This window comes from Flavilitoribacter nigricans DSM 23189 = NBRC 102662 (genome assembly GCF_002646595.1).
Classification (GTDB): Bacteria; Bacteroidota; Bacteroidia; order Chitinophagales; family Saprospiraceae; genus Flavilitoribacter; species Flavilitoribacter nigricans.
The window spans coordinates 1-18,432 of the sequence record NZ_PDUD01000067.1; the positions used below are offsets into that span (position 1 = coordinate 1).

At 54.1% G+C, this 18,432-nt stretch carries 12 protein-coding genes; 4 read left to right on the forward strand and 8 right to left on the reverse strand.

Annotated elements, in window-relative coordinates; genetic code table 11:
- Nucleotides 1-123 precede the first annotated feature (123 nt).
- The 4 genes from CRP01_RS39405 to CRP01_RS39420 all read right to left on the reverse strand — a co-directional run bounded on the left by CRP01_RS39405 (nt 124) and on the right by CRP01_RS39420 (nt 6,570).
- Entirely contained in the window at nt 124-1,425 is a 1,302-nt protein-coding gene (locus CRP01_RS39405) for a hypothetical protein (protein ID WP_099155612.1), read from the reverse strand.
- A complete protein-coding gene (locus CRP01_RS39410) occupies nt 1,413-2,132 on the reverse strand; it encodes a glycosyltransferase family 2 protein (protein WP_099155613.1) in 720 nt (239 codons plus the stop codon). Before CRP01_RS39410 ends, CRP01_RS39405 begins: the two co-directional genes overlap by 13 nt.
- 107 nt (nt 2,133-2,239) lie before the next feature.
- Nucleotides 2,240-3,607: a peptidoglycan DD-metalloendopeptidase family protein gene (locus tag CRP01_RS39415; protein WP_099155614.1), complete on the reverse strand. Its 1,368-nt coding sequence runs from the start codon at nt 3,605-3,607 to the stop codon at nt 2,240-2,242.
- Nucleotides 3,608-3,840: 233 nt separating this feature from the next.
- Entirely contained in the window at nt 3,841-6,570 is a 2,730-nt protein-coding gene (locus tag CRP01_RS39420; RefSeq protein WP_099155615.1) for a PQQ-dependent sugar dehydrogenase, read from the reverse strand.
- A 211-nt stretch (nt 6,571-6,781) separates the two neighbouring features.
- Between CRP01_RS39420 and CRP01_RS39425 the strand changes: the two genes are divergently transcribed.
- Nucleotides 6,782-7,219, forward strand: a complete 438-nt coding sequence (locus CRP01_RS39425; RefSeq protein ID WP_099155616.1) for a YybH family protein — start codon at nt 6,782-6,784, stop codon at nt 7,217-7,219.
- A gap of 131 nt (nt 7,220-7,350) precedes the next feature.
- On the opposite strand, the gene CRP01_RS39430 is transcribed toward CRP01_RS39425, so the two are convergent.
- Nucleotides 7,351-9,735, reverse strand: coding sequence for an ABC transporter permease (locus tag CRP01_RS39430; RefSeq protein WP_099155617.1), 2,385 nt, complete (start codon nt 9,733-9,735; stop codon nt 7,351-7,353).
- A gap of 289 nt (nt 9,736-10,024) precedes the next feature.
- Between CRP01_RS39430 and CRP01_RS39435 the strand changes: the two genes are divergently transcribed.
- Together CRP01_RS39435 and CRP01_RS39440 are read left to right on the forward strand one after the other, a co-directional pair.
- A complete protein-coding gene (locus CRP01_RS39435; RefSeq protein WP_143473741.1) occupies nt 10,025-11,683 on the forward strand; it encodes a T9SS type A sorting domain-containing protein in 1,659 nt (552 codons plus the stop codon).
- Nucleotides 11,684-11,784: 101 nt separating this feature from the next.
- Nucleotides 11,785-12,900 carry a glycoside hydrolase family 43 protein gene (locus CRP01_RS39440; protein WP_233752838.1) on the forward strand — a complete coding sequence of 372 codons (1,116 nt, stop codon included), beginning with the start codon at nt 11,785-11,787 and terminating at the stop codon, nt 12,898-12,900.
- A gap of 191 nt (nt 12,901-13,091) precedes the next feature.
- Here CRP01_RS39440 and lspA read toward each other — a convergent pair whose 3' ends face one another.
- Nucleotides 13,092-13,577 carry a signal peptidase II gene (gene lspA / locus CRP01_RS39445; protein ID WP_099155620.1) on the reverse strand — a complete coding sequence of 162 codons (486 nt, stop codon included), beginning with the start codon at nt 13,575-13,577 and terminating at the stop codon, nt 13,092-13,094.
- 234 nt (nt 13,578-13,811) lie between these two features.
- On the opposite strand from lspA, the gene CRP01_RS39450 reads away from it, so the two are divergent.
- The gene (locus CRP01_RS39450) at nt 13,812-14,501 is read left to right on the forward strand and encodes an outer membrane beta-barrel protein (protein ID WP_099155621.1); all 690 of its coding nucleotides are present in this window, start codon (nt 13,812-13,814) and stop codon (nt 14,499-14,501) included.
- 139 nt (nt 14,502-14,640) lie between these two features.
- Here the strand turns inward: CRP01_RS39450 and CRP01_RS39455 are convergent, their stop codons facing one another.
- Entirely contained in the window at nt 14,641-17,637 is a 2,997-nt protein-coding gene (locus tag CRP01_RS39455; RefSeq protein WP_099155622.1) for a CotH kinase family protein, read from the reverse strand.
- A complete protein-coding gene (locus CRP01_RS39460) occupies nt 17,634-18,323 on the reverse strand; it encodes a DUF4956 domain-containing protein (protein WP_099155623.1) in 690 nt (229 codons plus the stop codon). The genes CRP01_RS39455 and CRP01_RS39460 overlap by 4 nt, the downstream gene beginning before the upstream one ends.
- Nucleotides 18,324-18,432: the final 109 nt, after the last annotated feature.

Below are 18,432 nucleotides of genomic sequence, written 5' to 3' on the forward strand. Positions count from 1 at the left end.
ATCAGCCAAAGGATTGCCAAGCTCCATAGAGATTGGTAAGCCCTGATCAGCCATAGGATTGCCAAGCTCCATAGAGATTGGTAAGCCCTGACAAAAAAGGCTTAGCAATCTCTATCGAGCTTACTAATCCAGGGAAAACATCATCTCCATCGCCGCCCGCCAACTCCACCATTCGTAGTGAGGGCCGAAATAATGCTCGTCCAGCCCCAGATTGTAGTAGATCAGCAACAGCCAGACCGCAAAGAACAGGACTGGCCACCACCATTGTCGCAGCGACAGTATCCACTGGACCACCAGCGCCAGCGGGAAGGCCAGCAGAGCGTAAAATTCCACGAAGGCCCGGTGCCCGAATGCGCCGCCGAACCACCAGCTGGACCAGCTCGAAAAGGCATACCAGCACAGTATCCAGATGATCAGGATCAATCGGCTATTGTGGATCCCCCGGATCGCACCGGCCAGCAAACCGATCAGGGCAAGGGCCAGCAACGGGCTAAATAATAGCCAACCGTTCTTAATGGAAAATAACACTTCCCATAATTTGGGATCATTCCAATAAATGAAGCCTTCTTCCTGGTAAGAATCGACCAGAAAGGAGCCCGTCGCGTATTTCCAGTAGAGCATCTGCGGAACAAACCAAAGCAAACCCAGTAATGGGAATAACCACAACTGGGCAAAACGTTCCCACAGGAACTGCAGTCGTTCCCGAATATCCAGGCGGCCATCGGTAGTGTAAAAGAAAAAGAACAGCGCCAGCAGTAAATTGGTCGGCCGGATCAGTACGATCCACCCCAGCGTGGCGGCCAGGCCCCAGGCGAGCGGCCAGCTACCCTGTGTACGATAATAGCGGTCCGTCAGCCAGATGAAAAGATTAAATAGAACAAACGAATAGACGTGGGACATCCCCGGTTCCCGGGCAATATAGTGCAACAGATTGGTGCCCAGCAACAGCGATAAGGCCACAATATCGGGAGTGATGCCTTTAAAATGAACGCGCAGATTGGTCCGCAACAGAAAAATACCCAGGAAACCGTGGCACAATCCGGCCAGCAGTAAGCTGATCACATAGGGTGGCGAGTGCCCGTCCGGCGGATAATCGGGGGTAGCTACGGCCACGGCGTGGGCCGCCAGAAAGAACGGCAGTTGCATCATGGCCACCCCGCAGGTATACTTATCGAAAATCTTGTCCGTACCCGGATAGGGACGGAATTCGGCGGCCCCGGTGCGTACCGGTATATCCTCAAAACCATCGTAGATAAAAACGGCAGGCAGATACATGTAATACCCTTCGGCATCAGACCAGATCACCGCGTCCAGGCTCCGCTTGCGAAAGTTGAAGGCAAAAGCAATGGTGTAGACGATTGCTCCGGTCCAGAGTAGCGGGATCAGATATTTCCGGGTCCAGTGCTGTTGCCCTACCGCTGCCATATATTGTATTTCAGGATGCAGTAAATGGCCCGGAAACCATCCTTCCAGTTGATTTTTTTTCCTTCCTGGTAAGTGCGCCCGTAATAAGAGATCCCCACTTCGTAGATGCGGACTCCCGGAATGCGCGACACCTTCGCCGTCACCTCGGGTTCGAAACCAAAGCGTTTTTCCTGCAGTTCCAGTCCCTGGATCACCTCGGTCCGGAACAGTTTGTAGCAGGTTTCCATATCCGTCAGATTCAGATTGGTAAATGCGTTGGACAGAAAAGTAAGGAATTTGTTGCCGATGGAATGCCAGAAAAAGAGGATCCGGTGCGGATTGCCTCCCATAAAACGGGAACCGTACACCACGTCGGCATTACCTTCCAGCATCGGGTTCAGCAGCAAGTGGTACTCCCGGGGATCGTATTCCAGGTCCGCATCCTGAATGATGATGAAATCCCCGCTCGCTTCCCGGATGCCGGTGTGCAGCGCCGCACCCTTTCCCTGATTTTTATCGTGTTCCAGGTATCGCATGGGAAATTCCGGATGCTCTGTCTGGTAGCGTTGCAGGGCCTCCCGGGTACCATCCGTAGAACAATCGTTGACCACCACTACTTCGCGGGCAAGCGCGGCGGGCAGGGTTACCGTCCTCACTTTATCCAGGATCTGGTGGATCGTTCGCGCTTCGTTGTAGGCCGGTATGACGATGGATAGGGTACGCTGCATAAACAGGATTTGAGCGCCAAAGATAGATATTCTGGGGAATTATCGCAGCCCATAAGCCGGTGCCGGAAAGGTACGGCCCCGTTCAACGGATCTCTATACCAGTAGCTTTATTCCGGAGTGGCCATCATCCAGGCCGTTGCTCCGTCCGGGTCCCGGATCAGCCGGTAATCTCCGCTGATCCCGACCACATCGACTTTCGTATCCGCGGGCAGAGCCGCAACGGGTGCAGCCTCCGACGTGGGCGCCTGCAACAATTCCACCGGCCGGTCCAGGGAAAGATTGCCGATAGACCGGTTCAGGTTTTCCAGGGCATTGGCCGGTAAATAACCCGCTAATCCTTGCGGACTGCGCACCCGGTACCAGTTAGCGCTCGCAGCGAGTACTTCCAGCGGCAGGTACCGGTCCAGCGTAGCCAGTTGCCGGCTTCGCGATTGGGGCGCGGCCGACAAGCGGGTATTGCTGCGCCTCACCCGGGCTATATTACCCAGCTGAGCGGTATCGGCCCGCACGCCCGGTGTTTTATCCGTTTGAAAAGCCACGTAAGGATGCGGATCGATCGCCCCGTAACCGCGTCGGTAAATCCCGAAATGCAGGTGCGGACGGGTGTTCCGGGCGTTTCCGGTATTGCCCACCAGCCCCAGCGTATCACCGGCCTTGACCATCTGGCCTTCCCGGACCAATTGGCTGTCAAGGTGGGCATAATACAGCGATTGGTGACGTACGGGATCGCTGAGCCAGACCTGCTTACCTCCCAGTCCCCGATCCCGCACGCTTCGCACCATACCGTCAACGGCAGCCACTACCGGAGTGCCCCGCCGGGCAAAAATATCGATGCCTTTGTGATCGCGTTTTCCGCCATCCCGCGGGTCGCCGAAAAAGCTCCAGATATCGCGGTTCTGTTTACCGCTCACCGGGAAGGCCCCGTAGACCGGTTGCACGATCAGATCGAGGGTATAACGTGTAGACGCCAGTAATTCGGGTTGGATCCTCAGGATGTAGGTTCCGGCCTCTTCCACTTCGAAATCCAGGCTGTCTGTCTGATCTTCTTCCGTATTGAGCAGATGGCGAAAATTGACCGTACTATCGGTGGATTCATCTCGAAAGAGATCCACAAAATAGCGGATACTGTCCGGTGTCGTGACCAGTTTCATTTTCAGCAGTTCCCCGGTCTTTAATTCCATCCGGTAAGCGATCGCATCCGGATCTTCCGCCCGGAAATAGCCGGTTTCCCGGAAAGGTGGCTGGGTCAGCACACTATCCGCCAGCGCCCGGCTCCCGGCCCGGCGCCAGGCTTTGCCCAGCTGGGTATTGGCCAGACCGGTGGAATCCAGGGCGGCCAGATAGGCTTCCCGGGGTGTCAGTTTGGGCGTGGAGAGCAATCCACCGAAAACGGTATTTCGGTCACAGGCGCTAAACAGGAGCAGCCCGGCAAACAGGAGTACCGTTAGAGAAAAATATCTTGGGTGTTGGTTCATTTTGTAATGGGTAAATATCGCTATTCAATGGCTACCGGCCATGAAACCTTAACGGGTTAAGTACTTTGTCAAAATTAAAGAGCAAATGGAGGCGGAAAGGTTGCCTACCTTAATAGAATAGCTGCCGGACTAGAATGTTTAACCGGAATGCTAAAGAACTGGTTAAGAAAAACTTAAATCGTATTTTTCGGTAAATCAGGTTCAAGAAGGGTGACGCTCCGAACGGAAATCCATTAACGAAGTACCAACCGGCCACCAGCTTCCCGGTCACCGTTCCATAAACGGTACACGTACACGCCGGCCGGAAGATCACCGGTCAGATACTGGTATTCGAAAGGTTTCCCCGGCTCGGCCTCCCAGTCGGTCCGGATCACCCGGGCACCGTTGAGTGAATACAGCTCAAACCGCAACGATTCGCTTTCGGCCTGCCGGACCCGTACGTGGAAGAAATCGCGGGCCGGATTGGGACTGATCTGCACCTCGGGTGGTGCGGGATAAAGCACTTCGGCAAGATTAGTGTAGGTATAGGTTCCCGACTTCCGGACTTTTATCCGGTAAATGTCATTGCCTCGCCGTGGTTCCGGGTCGATAAACTGATAATTTTCCTCACCCTGACTATTACCACTTGGCGGAACGCTGCCCAAATTTTCAAAATGAAAATAATCGCTGCTCCGTTGTACGATCATTTCGCTCACTTCCGATTCATAGCCGGTACGCCAATTTAATTCCACGGCGGTCTCCACTAACTGTGCCGTCAGCGGCATCAATTCCACGAAGGGGTCTTCACAATAAGGACGGATCACCCTCCGATCGGTGGCCGACAGGCCGGCGGCATCCGTCACTTTTAGTTCAACCCGGTAATAATAGATCTCTTCGCCGCAGCCCAGCGGCTCCACCACGAGAAAGGATTCGGTCTGGGTATCGACCGGTTCCGGATGGAAATGGTCGTTGTGGTGAAAGTAGACCCGCCATTCGTACTGCAGATCTTCCGGCTGATGCTCGGCATCGTGTACTTCGGCCGCCAGTCGCAGCACCGTCGTTTCGTCGGTGGGATAGCGTACACCTTTCCCGATACTGCTGATGCGGGCCGTCGGCGGTGTGTTGTTGAGCGAGATGATACGGCTATCCTGGCGACTGAGTCCCTGGGCATCCTTCACGGTAAGGCGGACGGTAAATTGCTCCGGGCCGCTTCCCGCCGCGCGGTAGATATGATCGGGCGCCGCTTCGCTGCTCGTACTGCCGTCGCCAAAATCCCAGAAATAGGTAGCGATGGATCCCGAATCATCGGTAGAGCCCGTTCCGTCGAATTGAACCGTCAGCGGACTCGGACCGTAGGACGTATCCAACTGAATGCGGGCCGTGGGAGCGGGATTGCCGCCGTAAGTGATCCGGCGCACGGCACCGTAAATATCCAGGTAGTACAGATTTTTGTCCCGTGGATTGAGGGTCATGTGGATGATATCGTGCGCCTCCCGGTGGAAGGGCGTAACGGAACTTAGCTCCTGTTCATCGTTAAAATCAAAAACCTTGATCCAGCTACTGAAGTCCACGCCGAAGTATTTCCCGCGATAGCTTTCCGGATAGGGTCCATCTTGGGGGTAAAAGACGCCGGCGAGGCTCGAAAAGCCGTTGAATAACTCACTTTGCACGGGGCAATCCGGATCGTCCAGGTTAACGGCCATCAGCTTGCCTTCCGGATCAAAGCCGGGCACGGCGGCCTTCCCTTCCAGGTTCCAGCGGGCATTGTTCCAGACAATGGCCGGCAGCGTTTCCACCGGAGCCCCGGGAATGGCCGAAAGCGGTTCATTTGGATTACAGGGATTGGGGATGACGGCCGGATCCTGTTTCCGGGGTCGCCGGAAGGTTTCCCGAAAATTGAAAAAGGGTTCCACGCAGGCCCCTTCGTTGTAGTATTTGTTAGGGGCCAGATAGTTCGCTGGCGCGGGTAGTTTGGCAAAGGCCCAGCTCTCTTCCAGGCCCTCGGTGATGGGCCAGCCAAAATTCAGTCCGCCCCGGGGAATAATGTTGATCTCTTCCCAGAGTCCGTTACCGACATCACCGGCGTAGATGACTCCCGGATTACCTTCCGAAGCGTAGTGGCTACCCGTTTCCGGTCGCACCATGATGCGGTAGGGATTGCGCAGCCCGTAGGCCCAGATGCGGGAAACTGCCGACCGTGGGGCGGACGGATCGAAGAAAGGATTGCTGGGTAGTCCGTCACCGGTTTCCGGATCGATGCGCAGGATCTTGCCGTTGTAGCTGCCCAGATACTGGGCCCGGTACGATCCGACATCCTGATCGGGGGTGATGATGCCGGCCGCCAGGGCCGGAGTGACGGGCGTTTCCAGGCTGTCGCCGCCAATATCGGCACTGACGTTGCTGGTGGCGTCACCGCAGGAGATCAGTAGGGTCCGGTCGGTCGCCATGATCAGGCTTCCCAGTCCGTGGTAAGCGTACAGGAGTGGGATCCCGTTCCCGATCGTCTCTCCCAGCAAGACTTTTTTGCTTCCCTCGATGATCGTGGTAAAAGCGGTAGCCGGATCGGCCGTGAAGCGACTAACCCGCCCAATGGTAGGCTGATGCAACACCGAGCTGTCCGGATGGTAAGCGGGGGTACCGTAGTGGTCGTAATAGTGCCGGTCCAGAGCGTACAGGAGGTAGATGTAACCGTTCTCCAGAAAATCATGATCCAGACAAAATCCCATCAGGCCGTGATCCTTCCAGTTGCTGACCTCCTCACTGATGTCCAGCAGTGGAGCGGGAAAGGGTTTCCCCAGGGTATCGATCATCTGAATGCGACCGGCTTTTTCCCAGACGTAAGCCCGACCGTTGTCATCAAAAGTGACGCCGGTGGGAAAATCAAAACCATTCAGGTAAACTTCATCGTGAAAATCGGGCGGCAACTGAGCCGAGAGGTAGCCCGCAAACAGGAAACAACAGAGCGTAAAGATGGAGCGGTTCATGGGCTTCACAGCAATTGAAGTAAGAATGAAAACGGCCGGATCAATAACACAGCCAGGATCGAAACGACGGAATAAAGGTCTTATTTTAAATGGGCTTATGCCAAAATTTCGGCCTTTTTCTGGCACGGGTGCAGCTGGTGGGAGTATATTTAGGCCCCAGGTAGTCCCTGCCTTCCCCAGCTTCAAAAAATATTAAACCTAATGATAACCGATGATCCGCAAACTCACATTGCTCAGTTTCCTCACTTTCCTCTATTGCAGTAATCCGGAACCTATGGATAAATCCGTCTGGATCGAAGAGATCCACCAGGCCGAACGGGCCTTCAATGATATGGCCGCCGAACAGGGCGTTCAGGCTGCTTTCCTGGCCTTTGCCGCGGACAGCGCCGCCATCAACCGCAACAATAGCATCATCCGGGGCAAAGCGGCCATCCGGGAATATTTTGAGCAACAAACCCTACGCGATGTACGCCTGAGCTGGGAGCCGGAATTCATCGAGGTATCCGACGACGGCAGCATGGGTTACACCTACGGTCCCTATAATTTCTCCGCCAGGGATACTTCCGGAAGGATCATGGAAAGCACCGGCATTTTCCATACGGTCTGGAAACGCCAGCAAAACGGTGGCTGGAAGTATGTATACGACTGATCGGTGCGGGCCGGCCTTTCGGACGACCATTCATAACAGCGCAGCCTACCGGGGAATCGGCAGGCTGCGCTGTTGTCATTAGTAAATTTTGGTTGTACTAACGTTTATTTAATTCCGTGGTAACGGTCCCTTTATTCGTTCTTCAAACTCTCCACGGGATTCGCTACCGCCGCCCGAATACTCTGGTAACTCACCGAGATCATGGCCACCACCAAGGCGCCCAATCCGGCAGCGATGAATACCCACCACTGCAGATCTATCCGATAGGCGAAGTTTTGCAACCAGTCCTGCATAAAGTACCAAACGATCGGCGAAGCGATGACCATGGCGATGACGATCAGTTTGATAAAATCGATCGACAGTAAACTGACAATACTGGCAATGGAAGCGCCGAGCACTTTCCGGATGCCGACCTCTTTGGTCCGGGTAGCCGCCGCGAAGGAAGCCAGGCCGAACATGCCCAGACAGGCAATGAAAATGGCAATGCCGGCAAAGAGTGCGAACAGTCGTCCCTGCTGCGCTTCACTTTGGTACAGCCGGTCCAGCCGCTCGTCCAGGAATTGATACTCGAACGGGAAATCGGGCGCCTGGGCGTTCCAGGCCGTTTCGGCAGCACTGATGATCTGGGGTATACGACTGCCTTCCGCCTTGACGGCAATGGCTCTTGCCCAAAAACTGGGTGAAATAATAAGCGGTTCGATCGCATCGTGCAGACTGGTAAAATGGTAATCCCGCACTACGCCGATCACCGTGCGGGGGATGGTATCAAAGGAAGCCATTACTACCCGTTTCCCGATGATCTCCTGCTGACTGGTGCCCAGATCGGCAACGGCACGTTCGTTCAGCATCACAACCTGGGTACTGTCGGCAGAAAGTTCGGGATTGAAATCCCGGCCCGCTACGATCTCCAGCCCGAGGGTAGATACCACATTCAGATCGACGAAAGCCGTCCGCATCCGGATGTTCTGGTTCAGTTCGGGCACCTGAACGCTTGTCGCATCGTGATCGCCGCCCGGCACCCCGCTGAGGAAGGCCACTTCCTGGACACCGGGGTCGCGCAGCAGCTGTTGCCGGAAATTCTCCCGTTTGTTATAGATGTCCGGATTGTTGATCGGCAGCAGTAAGACGTGCTCTTTATCAAAACCCAGTTCTTTATTTTGCAGATAATTCAGTTGCTGGCGGACGAAAATGGTGCTGCACAATAAACCGACCGACAGTGCGAACTGAAAGATGATCAGTCCTTTACGCAGCCCGGCCGTATTCCGGTTACCGGCCTGGGTGGAACCCCGCAGGGCAAAGGCCGGCCGGAAAGATGACAACATCCAACCGGGATAGAGACCCGCCAGGAGAGATACGATCAGCGTCAGGCCGAGCAAACCACCGACGATCATCGGAATGGGTAAGTCAGCCGCAAACTCCACCGCAAACAGCTGTTCGAAGCCGGGCATGGCCCATTTGGTCAGCAGCGCAGCCGTGAGCACCGAGGCGGAGGTCAGCATCAGGCTTTCGCTCAGCATCTGCGCCACGATCCGCATCCGGCCCGATCCCAGCACCTTGTGGATGCTCACTTCTTTGCTGCGTTCCACCGCTTTGGCTGTGGCCAGATTAATATAATTGGCGCAGGCGATAACGATCAGCAAAAGGGCCGTAATGAAGAAGATATTCACCGCCTGCCGGTTGCCGTGGCGCATCGGATCGTACCGGATATCCTTTGCGAAGTAGATATCCCGAACGGCTTGCAGCCGCAGATCAATGCGGTTGCCGTTGCGCTGAAAATCCTCGCCGAAATACTTATCCATGAAGCCCGGCAGGAAGGGCGCCAGATCGGCCGCCGTTCTGCCTTCCTTCAGGCGCATGTAGGTACAGAGGTTGTTGTTCCACCAGCCGCTCCACCAGGTGGCTTCGGCCAGTTCGAGGGTGCTCTCCACCAGATCCGGCTGAAAATGCATGGGTCCCGGCAGTTCATCCAGCACTCCGGTGATGACGGCATCGTAGCTGTTGTCTACCCGGATGGTTTCCCCCATGGCCAGTTTTTCGTCGCCGAAATACTTACGGGCGATGGCCTTACTGACCACCACATTGTGGAGGTCTTTGAGGGCCGATCCCGGATCGCCGTACAGCAGCGGCAGATCAAAAAAGGTCAGAAAATTGGCATCCGCGTAAAAGTAATTGTCTTCCTGGAAACGCTTCTCCCCCAATTCGATCAGGGATCCCCCGTCGAGCAGACGAACGGTCTCGGCTACCTCGGCGGCAAAGTCCTGCTCCAATGCCGGAGCGAAGGGGGCCGAGGTGATGCCGATGTCGTAGGGTTCATTGTTGATGTTGGAGACCCGTAACAGTCGGTAAGTTCGGTCGGGTTCGGGAATCAGCTTGTCCGTCTGCCACTCATTGTACACGAAGAGTCCAATGATCATGGCAGCGGCCAAACCGATACTCAGACCGGCATAATTGATCAGGCTGGCAGTTTTGTTCTTCAGGATCTGTCGGAAAGTGATCTTCAGGTAATTGTTAAACATGTGTGTGGTCGGTGATTACAGGGTGTCAAAATTATCGATAGACCCTTCAGATGCAGACTATCTTAGAATAACTTGCCAAAGTCGTGCCAAACCAAAAGGCCGGGAAAACCGTAGATTTTTGGGGCGTAATGATTAAATTTATACTCCCTAGATGTTCAAAAATGAACATTTGGTGTGTTAAAACCGGACAGCGGTAGTTTTTTCTCCAGCTGATCCCCAGTTAAAAAAGCAAAACAAATTTACTCAAACCATAATCGAGCTAACCCTCTATTGCAAAACACCTAGTATAATGAGAAAAAACTTAAGACTACCTTTCTGTCTGGCACTATGGATGACCACCACTACCCTGTTCGCCCAGATCACCCGGACCGTTTGCGCCTCCGGATGCGATTTTACCACCATCCAGGCGGCTATCGATGCGGCAGTCATCGGCGATTTCATCGCCGTCCAGGATGCGGTGCACACCGAAAATTCCATTCTGGTCAATAAGGATGTAACCATCTGCGGCGGCGCGCCGGGTACGATCGTACAGGCCACGAATAATCCGGGTACCGGCAATTTTCGGATCTTCAATATCAGCAATGGTTCCACGGTCACGATCAATGACCTCGTCCTCCAAAATGGCAATCTCTTATCCAACCTCAACGGCGGGGCCATTTTGAATAACGGTGATCTGCTGCTGGTCAACTGCACGCTGACCAACAACCGCGCACACCGGGGTGGAGCCATCGCTTCTTCCGGCAACCTCGGGCTGATCGATTGTACGGTCAGCAACAATACCGTAGCCGATCTCGGGATCAGCCGCGCTTCGGGTGGCGGGATCTACTCCGGAGGGATCATTGCCCTCGTAAATACGACCATCAGCGGCAATGACAATCAGACCGGCGGGGCCGGAGACGGAGGCGGCATGACCATCCTGGCCGGCGCCATCTTCTACGCCATTCATACGACCATTGCCAACAACACCATCGGAGTGGACGGTAACGGAGCCGGACTATCGGCCCAGACCGGTAGTATCCTGGAACTGGCCAACAACATCATCGCCGACAATATCGGAGCGGAGGATTTTTACAATCAGGGCCTGCTGCTCCCAACCCAGAATACCACCAACATCATTCCCACCTGCGCCGGTAGCTGCCTGACCTTCATTACGGATGATCCTGCGTTACTGCCTCTGGCGGATAATGGGGGCTGTACCCAAACGCACGACCTGGGGCCGACCAGCGCGGCCATCAACGCAGGTACGCCTTTTGATCCGGAAATTACCTCCGACCAGCGGGGGGCCGCCCGCAGCCTGCTGGAACCCGATATCGGAGCGGTGGAACTGACCGCAACGGTACCTCCCTGCCTGGTATCTTTGCTGTGCGAGGGACTGCTACCGGTGGAATTCCTGAGTTTTGAAGCCCGTCCCGACCGGCAGTCGGTCGTATTGTCCTGGACAACCGCTATCGAGGTGAACAACGAGGGATTTGCGGTGGAAAGATCCACCGACGGCACTAACTGGGAATTCCTGGATTTTGTGAGCGGTCGGGGCAGCACTTCGGTTCCTACCGATTATCGCTACGAGGACCAGACTGCTTTTCCCGGAACCAATTACTACCGCCTGAAGCAGATCGACTTTGACGGCCAGTTCGAATATTCGGAGATCCGAACTGCGCTACTGGAAGTTTCCGGCGGCCAGGGACTAAGCGCCTTCCCCAACCCGGCGTCCGAAACCCTGAACATCCAGGTACCGGAGGGCCGTGGATATTATCGGTTACAACTGCTTAATAGTCTGGGACAGGTCCTATGGGAAAAATCCCTGGACCAGGGCAGTCAGGACCGGATCAGACTCCGGGATCACGACCTGGCTCCGGGAACCTACTGGCTGATCAGTACCCCGAACGGATCGGACGAAGTCGGCAGGCAGGTACTGCGGGTAACGCTTACTCCCGATGGCCGGAATTGAAAAGCCGATCGTTTATGCGCTAAAAACCTGGCAAATTATTTACCTTAGACGTTCAAATCACAATCTTTTCACTCATGCTATATTTTACACATTTGAACGAAATGAAAAAACCTGCAAGTTTTACTCAATCGATTGCGTTACTGCTCGTGTTGCTGCCGTTCCTGGTGGTTTCCTGCCAGGACCAGCCCGCTGCCGAAGGGGGTTCTGAGGAAACCGTTGAGGTAGAATCCATGAACGACACGCTCAATGCGATCTCGGATCCGCTGGTAACGGATATCTACACGGCCGATCCGTCCGCCCACGTATTTAACGGTAAGATCTACATTTATCCTTCCCACGACATTGAATCCGGCGTGCCGCAGGATGACCTCGGCAGTCACTTTGATATGAAGGATTACCACGTCTTTTCCATGGACAGTATTCCGGGACCGGTGACCGATCACGGGGTAGCGCTGGACATCAAAGATGTAGCCTGGGCGGGCCGGCAGATGTGGGCGCCCGATGCCGCCGAAAAGGACGGCACTTATTATCTGTATTTTCCGGCAAAGGATAAGGACGATATCTTCAAGATCGGGGTAGCCAGTAGTGATTCACCGACCGGACCGTTTACCCCCGAACCCACTCCCATCGAAGGTAGCTACAGTATCGATCCGGCCGTTTTTGCCGACACGGACGGCAGCTATTACCTGTATTTCGGTGGTATCTGGGGCGGCCAACTGCAGCGCTGGGAAGGAGAAGCGTACAACCCACAGGATGAATACCCTACCGGCGAAGCTCCCGCCATATTGCCCAAAATGGCTAAACTCAGTCCGGATATGAAATCACTGGCCGAGGAGGTCAAAGAGATCCAGATCGTCGACAAGAACGGCGATCTGCTCAAAGCGCAAGACAACGAGCGGCGATTCTTCGAAGCGGCCTGGGTGCACAAGTACAATGACACCTACTACTTCTCCTACTCTACCGGCGATACACACTATATTGCCTACGCCACCGGCGACAATCCCTACGGGCCATTCACCTACCAGGGCGTGATCCTGAATCCGGTCATCGGCTGGACCAACCACCATTCCATCCTAGAATTCAATGGAAAATGGTACCTGTTCTACCATGATAGCACGCTTTCCGGTGGGCAGACCCACTTACGCAACATTAAACTGACGGAATTGAAGCACCGGCCGGATGGTAAGATTGAAACGATTGATCCTTATTTGAATTGAGGATCTACGCTATAATTGGCGCGAAGCGGTTTGGGACTTGCCCAGACCGCTTCGGTCTTTATAAGATAAGCTGATTCTGAGGGTTGAAACCTCCCAAACCCTTTGATCAGGTTAGAAAATGAGCTGCAGCATCTAATCGGAATATGTAGCTCCTGACTTTCCAAGTTTTTGTCACTATCACATTGCCTAGACTAGTTTTTTTTCAGCCCGTGCGCAATGACCAGGGCCGTTCCGATCATGACCGACACATCGGCCATATTAAAAACTCCGGTACGTAGTAGCCCCAGGTCGATGTGCAGAAAATCGGTCACCGAGCCGTACAGATAGCGGTCAAAGATATTGCCGATCCCACCACCTACGATAAAACAGAGTCCGATCACGATCTGCTGTTCCAGTTCGGCCCGAACCAACACAAAGATTAGCAGGGAGAATAGCATCAGGGTCGGCAGCAGCAGCAATACCACTTTTTTGGCACCGGGAGAAAGGGTGGATCCCAGACTCAGCAGTGCACCCGTATTTTCCACTTTGGTCAGAATGAAATAATCATCGATCAGTTCGATATTCTCGTGAAAGTCTACCTTTTCCCGCACAATAGATTTGGAAAATTGATCACAACCGATATTAACGGTGATCAGGGCAAGAATTAGCGCTAAGCGCATCAAACCGGATGATTTCATAGTCGGTGGGTTTTCCTTGGCTTAAGTGTGAGGACTAACAAATATACACGTTGCCGTACCAATAAGACAATACTTCCAAATATCCGTCAGCTGACATTTTAAACTTTCACCGCGACCGAACAAGCTTTACCTAGGGCATGTTCCTAAACTATAAACTCCTGTAAGTAAATACCTTACCTCCCTTCACCGAGCCTCACCATTGCAATTAATTATTTCATAAAATCCCTAATGACCATGAAAAAATTAGTAAGTCTACTGTGCTTTTTACTCGCCGGCTCCGGTGTTTTGCTGGCTCAATTCAACGATCAGGGTAATTTCCTGATTGGTTCCACGCTGGGTTTCTCCACGGCCGGTTCGCGGGTTATCCAGAACGTTGGTGATAATCAGGACGAAGGGGAAGGGCCGTCTTCCACCCAACTGAGTATTTCCCCGAAGATCGGTTATTTTATTGTGGACAACTTTGCGCTCGGCCTCGGCATGGATTATACGCTGAACGAAGTCGACCAGCCCAATAACAATAAGGTTACCGACACGGACCTGCTGTTCGGACCGTTTGCCCGCTATTTCTTGCCTCTGGAAGATGATATCGCCCTGATGGTGGAAACGACTTTCGGTTTCGGCCGGTCTTCGGATACCCAGGATATCGGTGGACAGATCCAGAATATCGGCACCAACATATTCGCCTTTGGTATCGGCCCGGGCATTACCGTGATCTCCGACAGCGGGATCGGTATTTCCGCTGTATTCAAGTACAACTACGCCCGCAGTGAGTTTGACACCAATATTGACAATATCCAGCGACAGACGATCACCCGGACCAACGCCTTTGATTTCTCTATCGGCTTCCAGTACTATTTCGGTGGTTTGGTTGGCGTCGGAGAATCGGACAATCAGTCGCCGAGTCGCAGTGATTTTTACCGCTAGGAAAGGCCCAAAAGATCATCCCAAAAGCTAATACAAACGGGGTAGAAAACCGATGCGCGGTTCGCCGGTCATTCGGATTTTCTGCCCCGTTCTGTTTTTCTAACCTCCGCCGGCCGATAGATAAACCGGTAATTCCTGCTTATTCAAGCGCTTCCCGGTCAAACCGGATGCGGCTCCCCTCCCCTTCTACGAACAGTCTTTTCACCTGATCGGCTTTATACCCTTCAACCAGTATCGTGGCGCCACCGTATTCCGGCTTTTTCTGGTAGGCCGCAAATCCCTGTTCGCACTGTTCCAGGGTGACGTTGCGTACGTAAAGCATGGACTCATCTTTACTGGCCAGGGCGATCGGAGCGTTGCGGAACGAGCTATTGAATACGGTCAGATCACTGGCCTCACCCACACTGATACCCTTGTCCCCATTGGTATCGAACTGGCATTCGAAAACGTTGACGATACTGCCCGAAACATCCAGGCCATCGTTGCCCGTCCGGAAAAATCCACAGTTGCGGACCTCGCCCTTGCTGAAGTCGCTATCGAAAGCATCACTGAAGGTTTCCTCGAAACGACAGGCTTCCAACTGAAATTCGCTGCGAATAACGTTCAGGGCATCTTCACAGTGGTTGGCAGCAAAACGGCAACGGTAGAACCGGACCGGCGATTCGTAGAAGTTGACCGCTCCGGTCAGGTGCCAGCCACCGGCCGAAAGCGTATTCAGTCCGCTGAAATCCACATTCTTAAAAACGGATGCTTTACCCGAGTTGAGGACCGTAAATCCATTACCACTACCGTCACCGGAAAAGATCCTTACGGGCGCTTCCTGCTCTCCCATGGCGTTGACGGGAGAACGACTGACAAAAGCCGCTCCGTCCCGCAGGTCCAGTTGGGTACCGGCCGGGATCTCCACCTGGTATCCCGCCGGGATATAGATGTGCCGGCGCACTTCGTGCTGACCGGGAAAAAAGGTGACGAATTTATCTTGGATCCGGTAGAAGGGTTGCTCTTCCAGCAGATTATCCTTGAAAAGCTGAGCGTAATCGGGCGTCATGGCAGCCGCTTCCCGCACGACGACCGATGAGAAAAGCGTGTCCAGACCAAACGGCCGGTAGTAGATCCGTGCCGCGCCACTGGGTAATGCGACCGTTTTAAATACCGGCGTTCTTTGTTCGCGCAGGGCCCGGTCCTCCAGAAAACGCAAGCTGGCAAAATCATCCATCAGGCTATCCGCCCGCAGGCGGCTCGTATACGCCCGGGGCATTTGTCCCGGCAACAACAGGACCGCATCCAGCCGCTGAACCTGATCACTGCCCTCGGAGCTCCAGCCCACCACTTCTACCGGTAAGGTATGGGTGTTCTGCAGGCGTATGTTCTTCCCGTTGGCCAGCAGGCGTACCGCTTTTACGCTTTGTCCTTCGTAGGGCAGCACCATGCTGTGGATGAAGCGCGTCCGCTCCCGCAGATCGGACAGATCGGCTTCGTAGCTCGGAAACTCCATCCGCAACCATTCGCGCCGGGCCGTCCACTTCTGCCGGATGCTATCCAGAAAAGGTTCGAAAAAGGTCTGATCGGTATAGTGATACAGTCGCTGGATATAACGCCGCGTGAAAGCCGTATCCTGAGCGAGCCGGTGGAACAGATTGTCGCTCATCAACGATTGCGGATTCAGAGCGCCTTCTCCCAGGAAGGTATAGCTATCCGCCGGTGGTCCGCCGAAGCCGTCGAAGCCGATCGGTTCGAGCAGACCGGTGATCGGGTTGAAATAGTAGCGCTGGTTGTGCCACACCACCCCGTGGTAGGCATTCAGGGCATCGCAACTCGCATAGTAGGCAGCCAGGCGATCCAGGTCAAACACCCGTTCCGCGGGGAGTTTGCCGGAAAAATAATCGGCCAGCAGGTTTTTGGCCTGATCGAGCAATGGGCCCTGCGTCGTGTCGGCGGCGAGATCGTCGGCTTCAAAGGCGGTGATATCGGCATTTTCCCAGGCCGCCGCCGAGGGCGTATAGCCGAACATGATGAAACCATTGGTTTCCAGTTCGCGCTGGTAGGCCAGCCAGAGACCGTCCTCATTAAATTTCAGGATCGGTCCTTCCCGGCGGCGGCGCGATTCGACCAGTTGTTTGGTAAAATGTTCTTCGTAGGCATAGATGCCCCTGGATTCTCCATCCACCTGTAATTCCACAAAATCGTAGCGGGTCGTGAGAATATCTTCCTGTTCCCAGAGTTGGTGCAGTACCCATTCGTGCAGGTGGTAACGAGCCGCCGGTGTATGCAGGCTGAAAACCTTCAGATGCTTCCATTCGTAGGGATCGCGGACCTTCACCCGGAAGGACCATTTGTCGTCCGCGAGGTGATCCAGCCAGTCGCCCTTCAGGCGCAGGCGTACGGGGATCTTTTCCGTTCCGTTTCGGATGCGGGCCTTTACCCAGTCGTCGGAATCGCTGAACAGAATGCCCCGTTGGATGGCTTCACGCCTTTTGTCCGCCAGATCTTCACGGCCACCGGGTCCGATCTCCAGATCCAGCACTTCCGGCTGGAAATCCGCTTCGGCCCAGACATCGATCCGCTCGATCTCCAGATCGTCGAAAAATACCGGCTGGTAGCCGTTGGTATACACGTAGATATTGACGTATTCGATCTCGCTGCCGTAAGGGATGTGAAAGGTGAGAGACAATTTTTCCCAGCCGTCCTCGAGGCGCATTACTTCGTCGCTTTCGTGGTAAAAGCCGACCGGCCCCGTGCCGTTGACGGCCAGTTTACCTTCGTTGAGGATATTTTTGTACCGCCAGACCGATACCCGGTATACTTCGCCGGGACTGGACGATTCGAGCCGATAACCAAAGCCGTACTGTGCGCTCTCTCCTTCCGGTACCCGGCAGGAAAACCAGCCCGACCGCGCAGCCTCACTACTCTGCATGTTCCCATTATCGAACTGGTAATTGTCCCGCACAAAGTGACTCCCGCGCACCCGTTCGGCATCGCAAAGAATGGATTCGCCCGGATTCAGGCTCACCGGCTCGTAGCGGTAGTTATACAGAATATACAGCAGGCCCGCCAGCAGCAGGGCCAGCAAACCACCCAGCAACCAAAATTCCGACCGAAATTCTTTAGAACGTTTTCGGTTTTGGGATAAGATCATAATACTACCTCCGGTTGATCAATAATCGACAGACGAGTCGCCGGGGAGAGGCCGGTGATCACATTTTTCAGTTCGTTGAGTTGCTCCAGTCCTTCGGCCCGAACGACAAAAGATAAATTTAAGCCTTTTTCCAGGGTATCCATACGTTTGAGTTCCACGTAGGTTAGCGTTTGGGTGACCAATTCCGTGATCCGGGAAAAATCGTCAATATCGGTCTGGATGTGCACAAATAGCTGTTCTTCTTGTTGAAAAGCTTTCCTGCCGCTGATCAGTTTGCCGATGTAGAGCAATCCGATGATGATGGTGAAGGCGACAATGGCCAGAATGGGCTGGTTGGCCCCGCCGGCCAGACCGATGCCGATGGCAATGAAGAGGTAGGTCAGTTCTTCCGGGTCTTTGATGGCCGCCCGGTAGCGGACGATGGACAGTGCTCCAACGAGTCCTAGAGACAGTGCGATGGAAGATTTAACGATCATAATGATCAGCAGGGTACCCAGGGCCAGGGGCAGGAAATTGGCGGCAAACTTACGCCGGTTGGAGATGGCGTTGCCGTAGTGAATATAGAACAGCCGCAGCAGGGCGATGAGTAATGCCGTTACCAGAATGTTGAGCAGAAATTCATCCAGGGGAACGTTATTGGAAAATTCCTGAATGTATTTTTCCTGGATCTTTTGAAAGATATCCATAGCTGATATAGGTTCTGAATACTAAACCGATGCAGGCAAACACATCCCAAATTTGGCGGGAGATCTACCCATTTTCATCATTTATCATCCAAGATTGGTGATCAAACGG

Bases quoted from the DNA above. Each gene is read 5' to 3' on its own strand.
- CRP01_RS39420 (WP_099155615.1), bottom strand. From the start codon at position 6,570: ATGAACCGCTCCATCTTTACGCTCTGTTGTTTCCTGTTTGCGGGCTAC.
- CRP01_RS39455 (WP_099155622.1), bottom strand. From the start codon at position 17,637: ATGATCTTATCCCAAAACCGAAAACGTTCTAAAGAATTTCGGTCGGAA.
- CRP01_RS39410 (WP_099155613.1), bottom strand. From the start codon at position 2,132: ATGCAGCGTACCCTATCCATCGTCATACCGGCCTACAACGAAGCGCGA.
- CRP01_RS39460 (WP_099155623.1), bottom strand. From the start codon at position 18,323: ATGGATATCTTTCAAAAGATCCAGGAAAAATACATTCAGGAATTTTCC.
- CRP01_RS39430 (WP_099155617.1), bottom strand. From the start codon at position 9,735: ATGTTTAACAATTACCTGAAGATCACTTTCCGACAGATCCTGAAGAAC.
- lspA (WP_099155620.1), bottom strand. From the start codon at position 13,577: ATGAAATCATCCGGTTTGATGCGCTTAGCGCTAATTCTTGCCCTGATC.
- CRP01_RS39405 (WP_099155612.1), bottom strand. From the start codon at position 1,425: ATGGCAGCGGTAGGGCAACAGCACTGGACCCGGAAATATCTGATCCCG.
- CRP01_RS39435 (WP_143473741.1), top strand. From the start codon at position 10,025: ATGAGAAAAAACTTAAGACTACCTTTCTGTCTGGCACTATGGATGACC.
- CRP01_RS39440 (WP_233752838.1), top strand. From the start codon at position 11,785: ATGAAAAAACCTGCAAGTTTTACTCAATCGATTGCGTTACTGCTCGTG.
- CRP01_RS39415 (WP_099155614.1), bottom strand. From the start codon at position 3,607: ATGAACCAACACCCAAGATATTTTTCTCTAACGGTACTCCTGTTTGCC.
- CRP01_RS39425 (WP_099155616.1), top strand. From the start codon at position 6,782: ATGATCCGCAAACTCACATTGCTCAGTTTCCTCACTTTCCTCTATTGC.
- CRP01_RS39450 (WP_099155621.1), top strand. From the start codon at position 13,812: ATGAAAAAATTAGTAAGTCTACTGTGCTTTTTACTCGCCGGCTCCGGT.